The organism is Polaromonas sp. (assembly GCF_049790275.1).
In the GTDB taxonomy this organism is placed as follows: Bacteria; Pseudomonadota; Gammaproteobacteria; order Burkholderiales; family Burkholderiaceae_C; genus Polaromonas.
Genome location: NZ_JBAQYR010000161.1, coordinates 1 through 19,112, shown reverse-complemented (window position 1 = coordinate 19,112; position 19,112 = coordinate 1). Strand labels below are relative to the sequence as shown.

At 56.9% G+C, this 19,112-nt stretch carries 12 protein-coding genes and 3 tRNA genes; 8 read left to right on the top strand and 7 right to left on the bottom strand.

Annotated features, from left to right (window positions below; genetic code table 11):
• Window positions 1–20 precede the first annotated feature (20 nt).
• The 8 genes from purF to WA904_RS21035 all read left to right on the top strand — a co-directional run bounded on the left by purF (window position 21) and on the right by WA904_RS21035 (window position 7,510).
• Window positions 21–1,538 carry an amidophosphoribosyltransferase gene (gene purF / locus WA904_RS21070; RefSeq protein ID WP_425199084.1) on the top strand — a complete coding sequence of 506 codons (1,518 nt, stop codon included), beginning with the start codon at window positions 21–23 and terminating at the stop codon, window positions 1,536–1,538.
• A gap of 2 nt (window positions 1,539–1,540) precedes the next feature.
• On the top strand, window positions 1,541–2,755 hold the full coding sequence (locus WA904_RS21065; RefSeq protein WP_425199083.1) for an O-succinylhomoserine sulfhydrylase: 1,215 nt from the start codon (window positions 1,541–1,543) through the stop codon (window positions 2,753–2,755).
• Window positions 2,752–4,155 (top strand): glutamate--tRNA ligase, encoded by a 1,404-nt coding sequence (gene gltX / locus WA904_RS21060; RefSeq protein WP_425199082.1) that lies wholly within the window; start codon window positions 2,752–2,754, stop codon window positions 4,153–4,155. Before WA904_RS21065 ends, gltX begins: the two co-directional genes overlap by 4 nt.
• Before the next feature lie 50 nt (window positions 4,156–4,205).
• A tRNA-Ala gene (locus WA904_RS21055) sits at window positions 4,206–4,281 on the top strand.
• 89 nt (window positions 4,282–4,370) lie between these two features.
• Window positions 4,371–4,446: transfer RNA gene (locus WA904_RS21050), tRNA-Glu, on the top strand.
• Window positions 4,447–4,549: 103 nt separating this feature from the next.
• Window positions 4,550–4,626, top strand: a tRNA-Asp gene (locus WA904_RS21045).
• 555 nt (window positions 4,627–5,181) lie between these two features.
• The gene (locus WA904_RS21040; RefSeq protein ID WP_425199081.1) at window positions 5,182–6,129 is read left to right on the top strand and encodes a helix-turn-helix transcriptional regulator; all 948 of its coding nucleotides are present in this window, start codon (window positions 5,182–5,184) and stop codon (window positions 6,127–6,129) included.
• Between the two features lie 148 nt (window positions 6,130–6,277).
• Window positions 6,278–7,510: a hypothetical protein gene (locus WA904_RS21035; protein ID WP_425199080.1), complete on the top strand. Its 1,233-nt coding sequence runs from the start codon at window positions 6,278–6,280 to the stop codon at window positions 7,508–7,510.
• Between the two features lie 340 nt (window positions 7,511–7,850).
• Here the strand turns inward: WA904_RS21035 and WA904_RS21030 are convergent, their stop codons facing one another.
• From WA904_RS21030 to WA904_RS21000, 7 genes are all read right to left on the bottom strand, one after another.
• The gene (locus WA904_RS21030) at window positions 7,851–8,783 is read right to left on the bottom strand and encodes a hypothetical protein (RefSeq protein WP_425199079.1); all 933 of its coding nucleotides are present in this window, start codon (window positions 8,781–8,783) and stop codon (window positions 7,851–7,853) included.
• A 258-nt stretch (window positions 8,784–9,041) separates the two neighbouring features.
• Window positions 9,042–12,329, bottom strand: coding sequence for a DEAD/DEAH box helicase (locus WA904_RS21025; RefSeq protein ID WP_425199078.1), 3,288 nt, complete (start codon window positions 12,327–12,329; stop codon window positions 9,042–9,044).
• Between the two features lie 503 nt (window positions 12,330–12,832).
• Window positions 12,833–14,068: a hypothetical protein gene (locus WA904_RS21020; protein WP_425199077.1), complete on the bottom strand. Its 1,236-nt coding sequence runs from the start codon at window positions 14,066–14,068 to the stop codon at window positions 12,833–12,835.
• Window positions 14,059–15,186: a trypsin-like serine peptidase gene (locus WA904_RS21015; RefSeq protein WP_425199076.1), complete on the bottom strand. Its 1,128-nt coding sequence runs from the start codon at window positions 15,184–15,186 to the stop codon at window positions 14,059–14,061. Before WA904_RS21015 ends, WA904_RS21020 begins: the two co-directional genes overlap by 10 nt.
• A 53-nt stretch (window positions 15,187–15,239) precedes the next feature.
• A complete protein-coding gene (locus WA904_RS21010; protein ID WP_425199075.1) occupies window positions 15,240–17,846 on the bottom strand; it encodes a hypothetical protein in 2,607 nt (868 codons plus the stop codon).
• A 419-nt stretch (window positions 17,847–18,265) separates the two neighbouring features.
• Window positions 18,266–18,703, bottom strand: a complete 438-nt coding sequence (locus tag WA904_RS21005; protein WP_425199074.1) for a helix-turn-helix domain-containing protein — start codon at window positions 18,701–18,703, stop codon at window positions 18,266–18,268.
• 131 nt (window positions 18,704–18,834) lie between these two features.
• Window positions 18,835–19,047, bottom strand: a complete 213-nt coding sequence (locus WA904_RS21000; protein WP_425199073.1) for a hypothetical protein — start codon at window positions 19,045–19,047, stop codon at window positions 18,835–18,837.
• Window positions 19,048–19,112 lie beyond the last annotated feature (65 nt).

Sequence of the window (19,112 nt, the reverse complement as noted above, 5' to 3'; positions counted from 1 at the left end):
GATTTGATGATCGGAAACTTATGTGCGGAATAGTTGGTGTTGTCAGCAACGCCCCGGTGAACCAGCTGATCTATGACGGCCTGCTGCTGCTCCAGCATCGCGGCCAGGACGCCGCGGGTATCGTCACGCAGCAGGGACGCAAGTTCTTCATGCACAAGGCCAAAGGCATGGTGCGTGACGTGTTCCGTACCCGCAACATGCGCGCGCTGCCCGGCACCGTCGGCCTCGGCCAGGTGCGTTATCCCACGGCGGGCAATGCCTACAGCGAGGACGAGGCCCAGCCCTTTTACGTGAACGCGCCTTTTGGCCTGGTGCTGTCGCACAACGGCAACCTGACCAATGCTGCGGTGCTCAAAGCCGAACTCTTCAACACCGACCACCGCCACATCAACACCGACAGCGACTCCGAGGTGCTGCTCAACGTGCTCGCGCACGAACTCGAAAAAACCACGCGCGGGCTGCCGCTCAAACCTTCCGATGTGTTTGCCGCTGTGCGCGGCGTGCACAAGCGTGTGAAGGGCTCCTACGCCGTGGTGGCACTGATTGCCGGCCACGGCCTGCTGGCTTTTCGCGACCCTTTCGGCATTCGCCCGTTGTGTATCGGCCGTGGCCACAATGAGAGCGGCCGCACCGTGATGGTGGCCAGCGAGTCGGTGGCGCTCGAAGGTACGGCGCATCAGTTCGAGCGCGACATCGCGCCGGGCGAGGCGGTGTTTGTTGACCTGGAAGGCACGGTCCATGCCGAGCAATGCGCTGAGCATCCCCGGCTCAATCCCTGCATTTTTGAGTTTGTTTACCTGGCCCGGCCCGACTCGGTGCTCGACGGCATTTCCGTCTACCAGGCGCGCCTGAATCTCGGTGAAACGCTGGCCAAGCGCGTGGTGTCCACCGTGCCGCCCAATGAAATCGATGTGATCATTCCCATCCCGGAGTCCAGCCGCCCGAGCGCCACGCAGCTCGCACACCTGCTGGGCATTCCCTACCGCGAAGGTTTCGTGAAGAACCGCTATGTTGGCCGGACATTCATCATGCCGGGACAGGGCGTGCGCAAGAAATCGGTACGCCAGAAGCTCAACGTGATCGCCAGCGAGTTCAAGGGGCGCAACGTGCTGCTGGTCGATGACTCCATCGTGCGCGGCACCACCAGCCGCGAGATCGTCCAGATGGCACGTGATGCCGGTGCGAAGAAGGTGTATTTGGCCAGCGCCGCGCCGCCGGTGCGTTACCCCAACGTTTACGGCATCGACATGCCGACGGCCGACGAACTCGTCGCGCATGGCCGTACCGTCGAGGAAATCCGCGTGGCCATTGGTTGTGACGCGCTGATCTACCAGGACGTGGAAGGCATGAAACGCGCCATCGGCTCGCTGAACACCCGGCTCGACGGTTTCGATGCCTCCTGTTTCGACGGCATTTACATCACCGGCGACATCACGGCAGAGAGCATTGCCAAAATGAACGAACAACGGATCGACTCGAGTGAGGAAAACGAGGTCGATGTTTCGCGTTTGGCCCTGCCCAATCCGCAGGAAGCCTGAGCATGGCAGACAGAAAACTTCCCGACAACCTGCATCGCGACACACTTGCCGTGCGCGTTGCGCTGGAGCCCAGCCAGCATGGCGAAAACTCCGAGGCGCTGTACCTGACCAGTGGCTTTGTGCAGCCCGATGCGGAAACCGCGGCCCGCCGATTTGCCGGCACCGAGGAAGGCTATACCTATGGCCGTACGTCCAACCCCACGGTGACCAGTTTCGAGCAACGGCTGGCGGCGCTGGAAGGAACGGAAGCGGCGATTGGCGCCTCCACCGGCATGGGCGCCATCCTCATGATGTGCATGGGGCTGCTCAAATCCGGCGACCACGTCATTTGCTCGCGCTCGATGTTCGGCTCAACCATCAACCTGATCGGACGTGAGTTCGGCAAGTTCGGGGTCGAAACCACCTTTGTGTCGCAGACCGATGTGGGTGAGTGGAAGGCCGCACTCAGGCCCACCACCAAGCTCCTGTTTGCCGAGACGCCGACCAATCCGCTGACGGATGTGTGCGACATCGCCGCGCTGGCCGGTCTTGCGCACGGTGTCGGCGCGCTGCTTGCGGTAGACAATTGTTTCTGCACGCCGGCGCTGCAGCGGCCCGTCGAACTGGGTGCCGACCTGGTGATCCATTCCGGCACCAAATACCTTGATGGCCAGGGCCGTGTCATGGCTGGAGCGATTTGTGGTCCTTCGGAACTGATTGTTGACGTGTTCGGACCCGTCGTTCGCACAGCCGGCATGACGCTGTCCCCGTTCAACGCCTGGGTGGTACTCAAGGGGCTCGAAACGCTGGGTATCCGCATGCAGGCGCAATGCGCCAATGCGCTCGCCTTTGCGCAGTGGCTGGAAAAGCAGCCCGCCGTGACGCGCGTCTATTACCCGGGGCTGGCCTCGCATCCGCAGCACGACCTGGCCATGCGCCAGCAGTCGGGGCAGGGCGGGGCGGTGGTGTCCTTCGATGTGCGCGGGGACAACCCCGAACTTGCGCGCGCCAACGCCTTTCACGTGATCAACAGCGTGCGCGTGATGAGCATTGCCACCAACCTCGGCGACACCAAAACCATCATCACCCACCCCGGCACCACTTCGCACGGGCGCCTCACCGAAGTTCAGCGCCAGGCAGCCGGCATCGGGCAGGGCCTGATTCGCGTGGCGGTCGGGCTGGAACATATCGAAGACTTGAAGGCCGACCTGCTGCGCGGCCTGAACACCCTGACATGACACAAAAAACAAGAACACGCTTTGCGCCTTCCCCTACAGGTTTCATCCATCTCGGCAACATCCGTTCGGCCCTTTACCCTTGGGCCTTTGCGCGAGCGACAGGTGGCGACTTCATCCTGCGCATTGAAGACACCGACCTCGAGCGTTCGTCGCAGGAAGCCGTCGATGTGATCATCGAAAGCATGCGCTGGCTGGGCCTGAACTACGACGAAGGCCCTTATTACCAGATGCAGCGCATGGACCGCTACAAGGCGGTGCTCGCCGACCTGCAGGCCGCCGGCCATGTCTACCCCTGCTACATGAGCATGGCCGAACTCGATGCTCTGCGCGAAAAGCAGATGGCCGAAAAGCAAAAACCGCGTTATGACGGCACCTGGCGGCCCGAGCCCGGCAAGACCTTGCCGCCTGTGCCCGATGGCGTGCAGCCTGTGCTGCGTTTCAAAAACCCGCAGGGCGGCGCCGTGGTCTGGGACGACAAGGTCAAGGGCCGCATCGAGATCAGCAACGACGAGCTCGACGACCTGGTGATTGCACGGCCTGACGGTACGCCGACCTACAACTTCTGTGTGGTGGTCGACGACATCGACATGGCCATCACCCATGTGATCCGCGGCGACGATCACATCAACAACACGCCGCGCCAGATCAACATCTTCCGTGCGCTGGGCAAAGAGGTGCCGGTGTATGCGCACCTGCCGACCGTGCTCAACGAGCAGGGCGAGAAGATGAGCAAGCGCCACGGCGCCAAGGCGGTCACGCAGTACGCCGCGGAAGGCTACCTGCCTGATGCCATGGTGAACTACCTGGCGCGTCTGGGCTGGAGCCATGGTGATGATGAAATTTTCACCCGCGAACAGTTCCTGCAATGGTTCAACCTGGACCATCTGGGCAAAAGCGCTGCGCAGTTTGACGAAACCAAGCTGCGCTGGGTCAACGCCCAGCACATGAAGGCCATGGCCGACGACAGGCTTGCTGAGTTGGTGCCGCCTTTCCTCAATGAGCGCCTACTGGCCAGCCTCGATGCAGACCGGCGCGTGGCGGCCTGTGCCTTGCTCAAGGATCGCTGCAGCACACTGGTGGAGCTGGCCGAGTGGATGGCCCTGCTGGTCAGCCAGGAGCCAGTCAGCGCGGAAGAGATCAAAACCCATGTCCCCGCCGATGCCGCACCCGCCGTGGAAAAACTCGCTGGTCTGCTGGCCGGTTGCGAGTGGAACAAGGCCGCGATTGCTGCTGCCATCAAGCAGGTGCTCGGTGAAACCGGCCTGAAAATGCCGCAGTTGGCGATGCCTGTGCGCATGCTGGTGGCAGGACGCCAGCAAACGCCATCGCTCGATGCTTTTTTGTCCTTGATGGACAAGGAAAACGTCATCGCAAGACTCAGCCGCTTGAAAAGCCTCTGATTTTCGGGCTATAATTCAAGGCTCGACGATTGCAGGGAAACTTGCAACATGGGGGTATAGCTCAGCTGGGAGAGCGCTTGCATGGCATGCAAGAGGTCAGCGGTTCGATCCCGCTTACCTCCACCAAGAGATCGTCGGGAAGATTTTTTAAAGAGTTTTTTTGGCAGGCCTTTGTGTAAAAACAAAAAATCCTGCTCCGGAAGTTCCAAGGTTTTGACCCCATCGTCTAGAGGCCTAGGACACTACCCTTTCACGGTAGGTACCGGGGTTCGAATCCCCGTGGGGTCGCCAGCATTCTTCACAGCGATGTGTTGACACAAGGCACAAGTCGGTAACAGCCGGTCCGCAAGGGCAGGTGACTTGGCTCGAAAGAGCGAACGCGTTACCGCTACCAGGAGTGGTAGTTCAGTTGGTTAGAATACCGGCCTGTCACGCCGGGGGTCGCGGGTTCGAGTCCCGTCCACTCCGCCAGTATAAGTTTCTAAGTCATTGATTTAGATTGAAAAAGCCACCTAATAGGTGGCTTTTTTATTGCCAAACCATTCTTCTAACCATATTTGATCATGCGCTGCATTGAGACAGGGTGAGCCAAAATGGGACTACTCTTGTTGCAATGCATGCAGTCATCGGACTGGACTGGCAAGCCCTTGACTAAAGCTATTCATCGGCCTACATTTTCTCTGTCTGCAATAGAACTTCCGAACTCTGGAGAATCGGAAGGGCTGATTGATTCGCTCAATCAGACATCGAAATTCTGAGCCGTGCCTACGCCGCACGGATTAGAAAAACTTCAAAAAAACTTCATGTTGGCTTTTCATTTGGACCCACAAGGTCTGGATTGATGACACGCGCGAACGTGTACAGCCTTGGATTCGAGATGCTGACGTGCACAGCGTTTCCTCGCCGGTAATTCCGGCAAAAAACTTTCGTTTGTTTTGACTTGCTTCGTGGGCACGTGCGCTTACTGCACGCCGACAGCCAGTCGACCTTTTAATTGAAAACGCGTCTTCGCGTGAAGGAAGAACTTTGAACAAATTAATCGATGCAATAGTAATGGGAGGGGCCGGCGATATGCGGTTCCTACCCAGTGAGTCCCGGACAATAGAACCTGTCGGGCAGATTCAAAATCCAAAAGTCGCGCGTGATCCCGAAGATGGAGACGGGGAAGATGACCGTCGCCAGAGCACAGCTGATCTAACAACAACCAATCAGGTTCCATACCTAACTGGAATCTTCTTTGGATTCGGAGAAATCACCCAGCGCGTCAAGATCAGGATCGAAGACAAAAGAATGATGGGCACTGGGGCGCTTTATGCCATAGATGGTGAATCATTAGAGTTGCCGGATGCAACCATGTTACCTGCACCCATACATCGGGCCATAGGGTACCAATATGATGCTTCACGCGACGTCCGCATCTATTGCAAGACGAAAAAGACTGATGAGCAGTACGTGTTTTTTGGTTGCATAGAAGAGTTTCGACCTGAGGTGGAGGCGCCACCCAGAGTTGAGGCGTCTGTGGCTAGCCAAGAGAAGCCCGAGCTGCCCACTGTTGAATCACTCGGCAAAGAACCACGCAAGCGCGGCCGACGACGGCGACCAGCTTTTGCCGATGAGCTTGGCAGGATTGACAGTCTTAAGACTGCCGGACTCGATCCCGATGTAGATATGCAATTTTTGATTGCCTATCTTCGCGAGAGCCGCCCAACGATCTATCGGAAGATGAAAAAAGGACAGTTCCCGCCCTCCCAAAAACGAGGCGGAAGTGTGTTCTGGCGCATGTCAGTCATTGAAAGATACCGGCTGGGGCAGTGGGTTGCCGAGACGGATTTGAACCCGATGGCGGGCAACATCAGCCAAGTAGTAGCTCATACACCCTCCGACTCCCCGAAACCCGCCAACGATGGCGCGCATGGCGAAATGACTGATTCTGCGGCAACGCTAACGGTCGCTGGAACGGATTCCGGAATTTAGCTGCAGCGGGTACAAAAACGAATAGGGTGCTGCACGTCATACCGCTTTAAGCAATCCGCGCCAAAAAGAGGTGTTCTCGTGCCGCTGCCAATCGTGTAAATAAGAACAGTATGAACAGTATGAACAGTAAGACCACCACACACCAGCGGTGATCTATCCCAATAACCATGACATTACGTTGCCCTTCTCAACGAGAGGGGCTGAGAAAGAATCTATGACACAAGACAGAAGCAATAATTCCGATGGCATCAACGACGAGGAGCCATACGGACAACCTCCGAAAAAAACTGTTAAGCGGCCCAACAGGACTGCCGCTCCAAAGGCAAGCCGTAAGAAGCTGCTTAGTAAGCGCAAGCCCGTTGCCCCGACTGATGATGAGTGTGAACGGCCCGTCGCTGCTGTGAGCCGGCAAAACCAAATCGACAAACTGGAGCTGGTACTGCCCATCCGGGCTATGAGCGCGTTTGAATTGGAAGAGGCCGGCCAGCGTATTGGGGCCATTGACCAGGTGCGCAAGATCAGCGCGAAAGGTGACTCATATCGAATGAAGTTCGTGTTGACTTGCCCCTCGGAAGCGAAGGTCGTGTTCTGTCTGATCGCCGCAGATGACCGCATGCACTACGGTGTCAAGATCGTCTTAAACCCGAGTCGAATGGAAGGCAAAGAGGATGTGCAAGCCTTTCACCAATGCCTGAAGCAATTGTTTTTGCCGAACTGGAGAGGCCAGCTGGCGATGATGCTGCTGCAGCGTGCTGACCATGCTTACGATCTTCCTGTGCCTCGCCACAACCTGATCATTCAGCTGAAGGGCTCGCCTTCAGAGCAGAAGTTCTTTGTTCGATCAGACCGAGAAGGAATTATCCAGACCTGGTATGCCGGCAGCATCGAATCTCGCATCCATTGGCTCATGTATTGCCAAGAGGCGTCGGACGAATACAAGCGGGCGCATGGTGAATTGCCTCGCCCCAAGGCTCGTGACGATGCAGAATTGGTTTTTGGAAAGAGTAAGGTCGCGGGCATGACGCGCTTTGAAGCTCGCCGTGTCTTTGATAAGGCGTTGACGCTGAGGGAAGCAGACGCTGAGAAAAATCCGCTAGGCAACTTTGAGGTGTATTTGATTGACACCCAGAAGCTTGCGGCGGCTCCTGCAGACTTCACCCTGTTTCTCGACTCTGTTCGCCTTCGTGGCGTGGCAGGGGCCGGCAAGCAGTATCTTGATCAACACCCGGGCCGTGAAGGTAAAAAGAAGCTTGCGGTTTTCAACGCGTACCTTGCTACTTGCATGGCCCCGTGGTGGGATAAGTCTGGTCTGAGTTCGTCAATTGAGTTGGCGCTGAAAGACAAGCAGATTTGGAATGTGCTGAAGCATTTGGCACGCTAAAAATCTACTTTTGTCTCAAGCGGCGGCGGTCGCCAATCCGGTCTATGGCACGGTTTGGCGACCAACCGGCTACTCTGGTGTGCGTGTGGTTGTTTTGGCGGCTCTGGCGCTGTTCTGGTGGCTTGGCGAGCATGTGACGGCTGAGCCAAAGTCGCCACTGGCCAAATTGGTGCCGCAGCGGCATTAGCGTCTCACGACGGCCAAATCAGCCGTGCTGTCATTCGATTGCGGCGTGCGCCAGAAAATTATGGATTTTCAGGATAAGACAGGGCATCCTGTTCGTTGGGTATAAAAAGATCGTCATGCCAAGCTACTCGCTCTAACCGATCAGGGCATACGCTCAATGCCCACGCTTCCCCACGGAGTGCGGCGAGCTTATGGACGCTGCTGTAGCGCGTATTGCTGTGTCCAACGGACTTAGCGGCCGTTCCGGGTCTTTTTTGTCTAAGGCAATCGCAACATAATTCAACAGCGACAGAGCGCGAAGGCTATTGTCCTTTGTGTCATAGTCTAGAGATTCTCCATGCATCACAGCGTGGCGATTTAAGATTCCTGATTCGGAGAAACCGCGTTTGCTCATCTGGTGCTTGAGTGGAATTTGCTCAATCAATGCCATATGAAGGATCTGATTGAGGAAAGTATCGGAGAAGGCTTCAGCATACGGTGCAGCTTCCGGTTTCCGAGTTAGTCTGTCCATCAAGAAGAAATGACCCCCTCGCAACTCCTTACACACACCATCGGCCTGCGCAAGAAATGCGAGTACTGAAAGATCGAATTCGCCACGTCGATGTGCTGCCAGCGCATTTCGGAATTTGTCCGCCCGGTGCGGCAGGCGCTCGCACAGTGCCGCCTCAATTTCATCAATCCTCGATTCAAAATGAGCTGACATCAGCGCATCAGCGGCAGCGGTATCACCACTAGCGATAAAGGCCTGCGCCTTCCAATAGTCCGCCAAAGTCGCTTCCTGGTCAAAGAACCACCCCCGCGCCGAAAGGGCCAGTACGGCCTTCTGAAGCTGCTCTGGAAGCTGCTCCATTATTCTGCCTAATCCGACGAGCGCGGAACCGATAAAGGAAGCAACTGGTCGAATGGACGCAACTACCGTTTGGATGCCCTTTCCAATACTCCGAAAGGTCTCTTGGACCGTCGGGTCCAAGGCCAATTTATGTATAGCATTGCCTAACGCAGCGAGTTGCTCAGGATTCAGTCCTGGAGATGCAGGCTTGGGGGAGGCCAAGGGGGGAACGTCGGACGCGATTTCGTTAGAGGCCATAAGTAAAATTCGAGCAGTGATAGTCAGCGTACATTTTCACAGCGTTAGCTGCAATATGCATCCTATTTTGGCGAACCAACATTACCGCTAGCCATTTTTGATATTGACTTATCGCTAGTTAGCTAACCTCGCCCAGGGTACTGTGGCGGCGCTTGCAACTGAAGTCCCCCTGCTTAGCGCGCCGGAGGAATGCTCTTTTTGGTGCTGTACCACTGCGCCATGCGCCATACCTGCCGGCGTGAGCATTCTTGGTTTGAGTTAAGGGCTGCACATGACGGAAAATGGGATTTCGTACGTGTCGGACAGGAACCGTTCGGTTACCGCCAGGAGCATTAGCTGCCCATGCGAGGCTTGCGCTTTCGACAGACCAGGCTGAACGACGTAGACGCTGAGCCTTACGTCAGACCTCCTGCTCATTTCCCGGATCTGTAAAAGTACTTCTTCAGTTCCCCGCTCGAAGCGCGTCGGAGCGCCACGCTGTACACGCTGATCGTTCCGACTGAGCAGGTGAGTGAACAAATCGGTCCGTCTCCCATGATTGGCAAGCCACGTGGTGCTGCGCTGGGCCTGCCCACACACCACGTATAGGTCTTCCAACCTCCTCCCGGGCTCGCCACCCGCGTACTTCAAGTGATACAACTCGACTTCAATTCGAGGCACCGTCGGCGTACTCCGATCGATTGTTATTGCCACAACGTCAGCCGCCTCGTTCGATCCATCGTCGTCGAAGATTACGGCGTACGCAGAGTTATTCTGCAAGCGTTGAATTATGCTGTGCTGGATAGTGCCGACGCGCCGTGACTCACCCTGCGACTCGGCGCGGATGTTGACCCCGGACCAATCCACGACTTGAAGCTGCGCAGGGTTGTACGGTTGCAGGTCAGCCGTTGGGAGCTGTGTGAACTCGCAGCCCTCGAGCGACGAACCGTCGGCGAACCAAACAACCGGGGCGTGTTCGGTGAAAAAAGTGGTTAGCGGTTCGTCTTTAGCGCCTAAGGCGATGTTGAGGGCAATGCCTCGGACATGCACAAACTGAAAGTCAAAACTGTCATCAACCGGAAAGAAATCTAGGCCCAGCACGCATTCCCACCTATCCGAAAACACTCGAATCAGCAGGGGATCGGTTGGTCCGCGCGCTAACACTTCGATATCGACATTCGTTGCGTACTCCTCGGGAATCCCAACTCCGGAAAATCGGCAGCCCGTCTCTGGGCGCTCGAGCACCTCATTGGGCCAATCGACAGCTACAGCGGTAACTGCCGGCGCCGCGCCTACCGGCACTGGCTTCAGCGTTCCCGCTAGCACCGCGTCTGGATCGATGGTCTCATCTACGATCTTTGCACCTACCGCCCGGGCCCATACTGCGAAGGTGTCGACCCGCAGCCGTAAGTTCGACCAGACTCGCCCGCGCTTGGCCGCACCGATCGACACCGTTGCGCCATGCTCGAACCCCCCACCAGCCAAAACTGCTCGTTTTGCACCCCGCCGTGCCGCTTGGCCGATGCGCGACTCCACATCTGAACCCATTCTTCCGGTGTATTGGACCTGGCGGCCCAAATGTTCGTTGAGCCCGACATTGTTGAGAATCAAGCGCTTGACACCATGAAAGCTGCGGAAAATCTCCGGCGCGACGACCAGCCTGACATCTTGTCCACACAACGCCTTCGCGATCTCTTTGTACTCGCCGTTCAGCCCCGAACCGTGTAGGTACAACAACGCACGTTCGCGGTCCCAGATCGCCACGATCATTTCCCAGACCGTTTCGCGAATGGATTCGACATCGCTCCAGCGCACCCCTTGTTCCGTCGCAATTATGAAAACCAGAGTGTTTTCGACTTCATTGAGCGAGTGAAAAATCTTGTCGCGGGTGGTAAGCCCTCGCAGTCCGCGTTTGAAACTTTGCGGCGTCCAGTTCGTGCAGTTCGTTTTGTAGACAACCATGCTGGCTGCAGGCCGCAGGTCGTTCAAAGGTACCTCGTCTAAGAACGTCCCGAACCCTCGAAAGAAGTCCTGTGAAATTTGTTCTGCGTCAATCGCGGCTGTGCTCAATTCGGGTAGTAAGACGTTCCAGTCTGGATCTTGGCTATACAACCTGCGAAGCTCGTCGCGGACATCAACAAGCGCGATGTTTGCGATAAACACCGGTGCGCCCAGATCGAGCCGAGCGCGCGTGAAGCGCCCGGCCAATTGCAAAGTTACCGCGAGGCTTTTTCGGATGTCGTGAAAGGCCGCGATCTTCAACTCTGGCAAATCAAATCCTTCACCGAGCATGTCCACGCAGACCACCACGCGCGCCGATCCGTCGAAAAGCTGTCCTTTCGCGGCTAGTTGCTCCCGTTTAGACATTCCCGAGTGAATAGCAACTGCTCGGTGGCGAGCGAACGACTGATACAGCGCCAGGATGATCGAAGCGCGACGGGTGTCGGAGACCCGGGCCATTACGATATGCTTGCCGGTACTATCGGCGTCCAACTCGTCTAGGGCGGCCATCGCAATTTTGCGATCTCCGTTTGTGGAGTTGAACTCGCGGACGGCATGAAAACGAATGGGGCTAAAGTACCCCTCCTGTTGCGCCTTGCGAAGCGGATAGACGTAAACAAGCTTTCCGTCCATCGCCTGCCCATCTTCGCGAAACGGTGTCGCGGTGAATTGCAGCACCAACTTGCCGTCAAAGCGCTCTCTGAATGCCTTCCAAGTCTCCGCTTCCGCGTGGTGCGCTTCGTCAATGAATAAATGTGAGCACAGCGCGGCCAGGCGGTCCTGGATGTCGACCTCACAGCCCCCCACAAGGTGGCTAGTCGTCACAACCACGTTGCAGTTAAGGAAGACACTGTCCACCTCCTCGATCGTCTTTGGCTTTGAGGTGAGCGTGCCTACTACCGGACGTAGAGCATGTTCTGCAAGCACGGCATTGCCCGGCACCTTCAGCAGCCCAAGTGTTTCGAACTTGTCAGCGAGCTGCGACCGCAATGCATCGGTCGGAACGATGACCAAAACCCGTTCACAACCGGCGGATGTCAACACTGCTAGCATTGTTTCGGTCTTGCCCGTCCCGGTGGGCATCACCACTGTGGCACTTTCATCGCTCGTCGACCAGTGCGCATGAATCGCGTGGAGAGCTCCAGCCTGCGGCTTACGCAGACCGACCACCGAGTTGTGCTGATCCTCCTCGGCGAACTGGAAGGCACGAAGCCACGAGCTACGTGCTGCGGTGGCAACCTTCGCGGGAGGCACCGGTTCGGCTGCTTTTGCAGAGTGTGCTACCCATTTACCGTCGGTCAGGTCAAGTTCTTGTACGTCAACAGAGACATTCTTGACGACCAGAACGGGCGCATCACTTGGCAGCCCCACCGCGCTCGGATGAGTCGCGAAAAGATAAAGCAAATTTGTGCCGGCGGCGTTTTGAAAAACATGTCCAACCGCCTTGCCCAACGTGTATTTGACTGGGCGGCCTTCGATCGTCGATCTCGCGACGGCAATCTGTCGAACTCGGCCCAACCGGGAATTTATATCTACTCCGAAGACGGCGGGCAAATTGACCTTCATCTGTGTGTCCCTCCTAGATGCGATGTCTGTGAGTAAGCGTGGCGCATACTTTGGAAAAACAATGGAGTTTCACCCTTAAAACGCGTCGAAGCCTTTCGACACCTGCGCTTCGAGCGACGGTTAATCGGAAACGCTGGACTACGCGTACCCTGAACTTCAGTAGTGCTACAGGGTTTTTAGTAGCTCAAAGCATAGGCGCCATTAGGATCGACGACTTTTCTTGGACGTCGCATAAAAAAAAGGAGCGCACTATCACTACACGTTCGCTGGGTCCTGACCAACCTTTGATATGAGCAGGGCTTTGCAGCTGCGATGAAATTTTCGCTAGCCGTCGATAACTACATTGTCGATAGCTAGCCGGTAGCTGCTTTCGGCGAGAGGCAAGCTTCCCCGCCTTTTCGCCCAGCAGGCGAATGCCTCGGGGCAAGGCATATCGGAAGATCTCTTCATCAAAGCTATAGGCCAGTCTATATTGGCTGTGCATCATGCCCCAATGCAAAAGCTCATTGCATCGCATCCTTAAAGACTCTCCAGGCTTCCTCCCGTTTCTTTTTGTTCTCGTCGCCTGCTACTTCCTTTACAGTGCCATACAGCGTTGAGTAGCGCAATAAAGTGCCCCACAATGCACGCGCCTTGTCGTCGGCAGGTATTTTTCCCTGCGCAATATCGCTGAGAGCATCGACCTGGGTACTCAACAGTATTTTGGGCAATTGCCTTTCGATACTTGCATCAAACGCATCTCCGGCGTCCAAAGCTGTTTTTATCGACGCATCCAGGGCTATGTAGATTTTTTTCAGGCAACTACCACCCTCGGGATCGACCTTGTTGGCTGCGAGACGTCGTAGCGCTATCGGACAGCCGTTGGATTCGGCAGCAGCCATCGCCGGCAAATAGGATTCCGGAGCAAATGCCGCCGCTTGGGCGACGACCGCAACTCCTGCGGAGCGCTGCTGCTCGAGCTCAAATTCCTTCATTAGAAATTTTTCAACTCGCGCAAGGTCATCTTTCAGCAACGCGACATTTTTGGGGCTGGCGAAATACTCGCGAATCGCGTTATTGCGCCTTTCTAGATCGATATTTTGGAGGGCGCCGTTCACGGCTGGCTTGACGATTCCCCAGACCGAGTCAAAGAGCGCTTTGGCCGCCGGTAACGCGGATACCAGGGAAAACTCCTTTCCCAGATAATCGTGAGTGGCAAATGGATTGGCGGTTTTTACAGCTGCTGCACACGGCGAGCCATCGTTAACGATCCAGATGTCGTAGTTGCTCGACGTTTCTGCTCCCACGACATCGATGGTATATGTCTTACTGAGACTCTCGAACAGTTCCCTGGTTTCTTGGCTTGGCGGGGACAGCAATTCCTTGATGGCCGCCGCCTTGGCGGAGGTGTTCTGCAATGGCGCGGCGATTCTCAGGTAGCGGTAGCGCGGCAGACAAAGCAACTCCCTGGGCGCGGGCATCTCCTGTGCGAAGGCCGCTTGCGTCAAGTTCTTTCCCGTGAAAAAGTCCATGATCGCGCCACGCATCAGTTCTTCACGCGCAGTTCGCCGATACTTGGCCAGATTCTCGCTTTGTACTTTCACCGTAAAGACTGAAAGCGCTTCGCTGATCTGCGCACTGGGCGTGGTCAGCGATTCCGGTGGCACATAGCCGCCTTTCGGCGATGCACATCCGGAGAGTGTGATTAGTACGGCAAGGGAGAATGCCAAGCCTGTTCGTTCATGCAGCGTCATGGACATGGGAGCACCTTGTGTGAAAGGGTCGGGGTGGACTGGCAGAAATCGGCAAGAATCTGGGCCGTGGGAATGCCGCAGTTGAACTTGCTGGTCTTGCCTGCGCCGTAGTGAAGCGCGACCAGCTTGTGATCTTTTCTGCTCAGGAGTGGCCCGCCGGACGCTCCGCCCTGGCTGCTACAGCCATGTTGAATGGCACCGGGACAAAGGTCGGGCCTGGTGAAATCGTAGGGTGGATCTCGCTTGCCGAGAACCCTGCACGAGTTGCCTTCCGATTTGGCCATGCCCGCGGCCGGCGGCAATTGGCCGCTCCAGTATTGAAACAGCGCAAGTTGCGTGTCTTTCGCGGCGTCCACTGACCGATCAATCACGATGATGGCGCCACCCGGATCGTCGGCCGTCTCGAGAATAACGTAGTCGAGATCCGTCGGCAGCACTTGGGAGTTCGACGTCACCGGGCGGTTCTTGATACCTGACGCCACGGCTGTCGCCATGAGCGAGCGTTCGGTATCAACCCTGCCATTGATGGAACCGAGTTGAATGCGCATCTGCGCAATAACCGGCGCGTCGGGTCGGCTGGCGTCCCGATAAGCGCAATGGGCCGCGGTCATCCAATAACCCCGGGTCAGTCGAAACGCCGTGCAAAGACCTAGCAATTCCCCGCTCGAAGTCAGCAACTCCAGTCGCGCCAAAGCAGAAGCCGCGCGGATGTCTTCGTTGCTCGCCGACGGTCCAAGCGAGGCCACACCCGATTCGCCGATCATCTGCTCGCCGTAAGTGCCGGAAAGGGTGATCGCCTCCAACACCCGTACGCTGATGTCCGCCTGATCCGATTTTGCGGCGACTGCAACACCTGGAACCAGGGGTACATCCAGTGTGGTGCTTTTGGCATCCCGCCTCACCGTTCGGGCTTTGGCGTTCTCAGCATCAAGCGTCAGGGTTCCGGCTACGCCGTAGTCCAATCGGACCCGCCAATTTGGGCTAAGCGTGCCCGAAATGACGATGCGCAGTACGCCGGCGCGCAAGCCTGGATCGAGAAACAGCGCTTGCTCGACGATATCGGCGCCCGCGAAGGAGGTATGCTCCCACGCCATCTGCGCCCGGACCGGGTTCAACACCGGCATAAGAAGAAGCCACAAGAGGAGCCCTCGCCATGCCCGCAGTCTCGTGCGATGCGCTATTTGGGGGTGCATACGGCACTCCATTCGGGTTGCCTGAGTACCTTCAGCGTCGCTTTGGTTTTAACCCTTGGACCGGTACTGCAAAAGGCCTGCGCCCACGGAGACGCGGGGGACACGACAGCCTGCAGGTCCGCAGGGACCACTCCGCCGGGAAACTGCGCGCTTATATGCGCAGGCGGAAAAACAATGTCGGACACCTTGTTCAAATCCAACGGTTCAAACTGCTTACTCCCGGTTCTCCAAGCGTACAGACAGGCGGGCTGTGCTTGCGACTGCGGTTTGGCGTTGGGTGAATCGGGCACCGTCATACCATCACTGCGACAATATCCGGGCGACTCCACGTAGTTTCCGGACCCCAATCGGACCTGTTTTCTCACAATAACGGCCCGGCGGCCAGTCGTGGGCTCGGGGTCTGAGACGTAAAAAATATCAAAGGGAGGGTTGCCGTTGATCCGCTCACCAGCACTCCTGACGATTCGCAACAAGCGCTCGAAATAGATCGTTTCCGTTCGACCTGCCGATGGCTGAGAGTAGGTGATCACATTGCGTCTGAGTACGCGCATCCCCATCCGATTTTTCGGCTCGCCGATATTGCCGGGCTGATCATTCCAAGGGTACGGCATGATCACGGCTTGAGAAGGCATTTCCTTCCCATCGCCACTCGCCTCATACAGGGTCGCCGCATTCTCCGGCCCATATTCCGCATAACTCGCACCGCGCAGGGCGCGTCCCGCATCGAGCTTTCCAAATTCCGTCAACTTCCACGGGTCACTGGAAGAGCTGTCGGGTCTGAGGGGGTTGGTTGTCGACAGCACACGCCAGATCGCGGCCTCTGGCAACGTTCGCAACTGCTCCGGGCCGATCTGGATTAAGCGTGACACGACAAGTGCTACCAGCGGGGCCGCAAAGGAGGTGCCGGTTCCCTTGCCCACGCCGATGCGGTCACCGCCAACATTACCGGTGGATTGCGCCGCACAACGGCTAAAAATCGGCACGTTAGCACCGGGGGCGGCGATTCGGACCGTGGACGCACCAAGGATATAGCCCCCCGCATTAGCCAATGTCGTCCCCTGTCCCTGCACTTCAGGGTAAATGGTGGGGGCAACCACGAGAACTCGGGGGTGTCGTCCGAGGCATGCGGGCCATGCACGGCCCAGACAGGCCTGTTCGAGCGCATCCGGTTCGACGCGAGGATCCAGATCGCGTCCGAAATCCAGCGCTGATGGCACTTTGCTTCGCTGGGGCGCCGCCACGATTAGTAATGTGGACGGATCATTCAGGATTTTGGTTGCGGCGAGAGTTGCGTCGCCGCTGCCGGCATTCCGGTCATACGCGCGGCTGTAGACAACCAGCCCAACCAGTGGATCACCCGGTTGCGAAAATTGATTTCGCTCGTACCATGGCGCTTCGCTGACGGGAACGCTGCCCCGGAAATGCCCCGGGCTTAACAGAGCGCCGTTCCAACTTTCCGGTGGAAGTTGAATCATCGCTGCAGGGCCATTACCGCGTTTGACGTTGGCCAGCATTGCACCGGGAAACAGAAGACTCGCGACGGCATCGGAATGTGCGGCCTCTTCCGACTTCGCGGAACAATCCTCGGACAAAGCCCCAAAGCTTGCACCACTGAAATCCCGCAACCAGTCCGTGATCGAGAGGGGCTGCTCCAGATCCTGGCTGTCAAAAACGAGAATCGTCGGTGGCGACGCTCCTCGCGTAATGTTTAGTGCTTCAGGATCAGTTCCCATCGAATTCCAGAGGGCCTCAATGCTGGTGTCGTTTGGCAATACCAGCGACGCGTCAGTGACCAGCTTCTCGGGATTGGCAGGCAACGAGCGGAAGATGGAAATACCTACGGCATCGCGCGGCGTGCCTTTGGGCAGATTTAGCTTCTCCAGCAGGGCGCTGCGGAGTTCGGCTGCAAGTTGCGGTTCAACTGCATTGAGCAGCCGAACGCGATACCCAGTCTGGGGCACGTACAGGTCGTCTTGGTAGATGCCAAGTCGTGGAACGACTTTGACATGGCACCGGTCAAGGTCAACAAAAGTGATGTTGGAATTACACAGTATTTTCTTGAATTCGTCCGTAGGTTCAAGAGTTCCACCACGCAACTGAAGCTTGGGCTCGGCTACGTTGGGGAATTGTGTCAGCTGCATCCGTTGCTGAAACTCGAATGGTGTCACTCGGACCGCCGGAAATGCCGCGATACCTTCCGCTCCCACCTTCTGCGCGAATGTTTCTTCGAACAATTTCGGTTGCGCCGCTTTGGCGACTTGTGGCCAGACTTTGACGCAGTCCGCAGCGTCAAAAACTAGACCACTCGGATCCTTGCGTACGCTCGCAAGGCAGTTGGATTCCTCGAGGGTTGGAGCGGTCATGCGCGACAACGCCGGTTCGAATTTGGGATCGGTTTGGAGGTTAGCCAACGCCTTCATAACTAACGCTAGTAGCGGCGCCGCATTTCGATTGGCCACCGTAACTTGCAGCACAGCCTTCGGCTGCCCGGCTGGTCTGGCGGGGCCGCTGTCTTGTGCGAAGACTGCGCCGCTTCCGATCAACAGCGCTACGGTTAAGTCTTGTGCAAAAATATTCAGGCAGGTCCGCATACGTCCTCCCCTATAGTCATGGTGTCACATCAAACAGGTTGTAACCATTGTTTCCTTCCGCGTATATGTGAATATTTACGTCTTTTCTACGGCACGTTCGATGACTAGAAGCGGCGACAAAGCGATCTCGAGCATGCTGCGCATTGTCCGAAAGCTTCAAGGATGCGATGGAAAATACAAAGTGAGACTGAGGCAGTCAGATATTTTTTGTTGGCGGCAGCGGGTCTTAACGAAGATTGGTGGACACATAATGCTATGTCTGCTGTCGGCCAAAGCGATATTCGCGAGGCTAACCAATCGGCATACCTGAGTTGTTGAGGCCAGAGAACCAGGCATGAATGCTGAATACGACGAACTCCGCTCACCAGGGAGCAAACGCTAGTTCGCGCTAGCTATCGCTAATCGAGCATTGTCGATAGTTAGAGCGACGCTGCATCAAGCCGACTAGCAGCTTCTTTCTTACTCATCCCTCGCAGCGCTGCGATGGAGGCAAACTGGCTGGCCCGCGGCCGCGTCTTTCCGTTTTCCCACTTGTAGACAGATTGGTCGGACACGCCGAGCAACAAGGCGGCTTCCGAAGCCGACAGGCCCAGTCGTTTTCTTTGTGCCTGCAAGCCGTTGGCGCTGAAACGGAAGGTGCCCGCAGGCTGATCGGCCGTGGCGACCGGCGCAGTTTTGGCAGCAGCCTTGCCCAGGCGGCCGACAAGTTTCTCAAGGGCTGCGATCCGGCGTTTCAGGGCAGCAATGTCCGAGCGGTAATGCGCTGATGCCTTCTTCAGTTGCTGAGTGTCGGCCCGCGTTTCCTTGCGAGCAACGCGGGCAATCTCTTCTTTCAGAACCGTGGCGATATTGGGCATAGTCTTTCTTCTTCTATAACGAAAGTACTATCATAAATCGCTGATGTGGCATGCCCTCACTGCGTGCTGTGAAGCGGGATGGGGCCGTCAAACGCGAGGTCTGGCCACCAGCGTCCAGGTGAGCCGTCTGCTTATTCCTGTTGGCTGGCCACAGGACTGAGCCAGAGCGCCGCGGCCTCTGCAGGTGGCAGCGCGCGAAAGTGCGAATCGCGCCATAGCTCTATCGCTACTTCTTCCAGTTGCGCAGGCTCTACCGTCTGCCAGCGCTCGTGCAATCGCTCGGCACACTTGGTAACCCATTGGGTAGGGGATAGCTCGTCCATGGTGCTTATGATACTGTACATAAATACAGTTGTCCAGTAGGATGGCTGGCCGATGACCACAGACAGAGACGACCCCATGCAAGCTT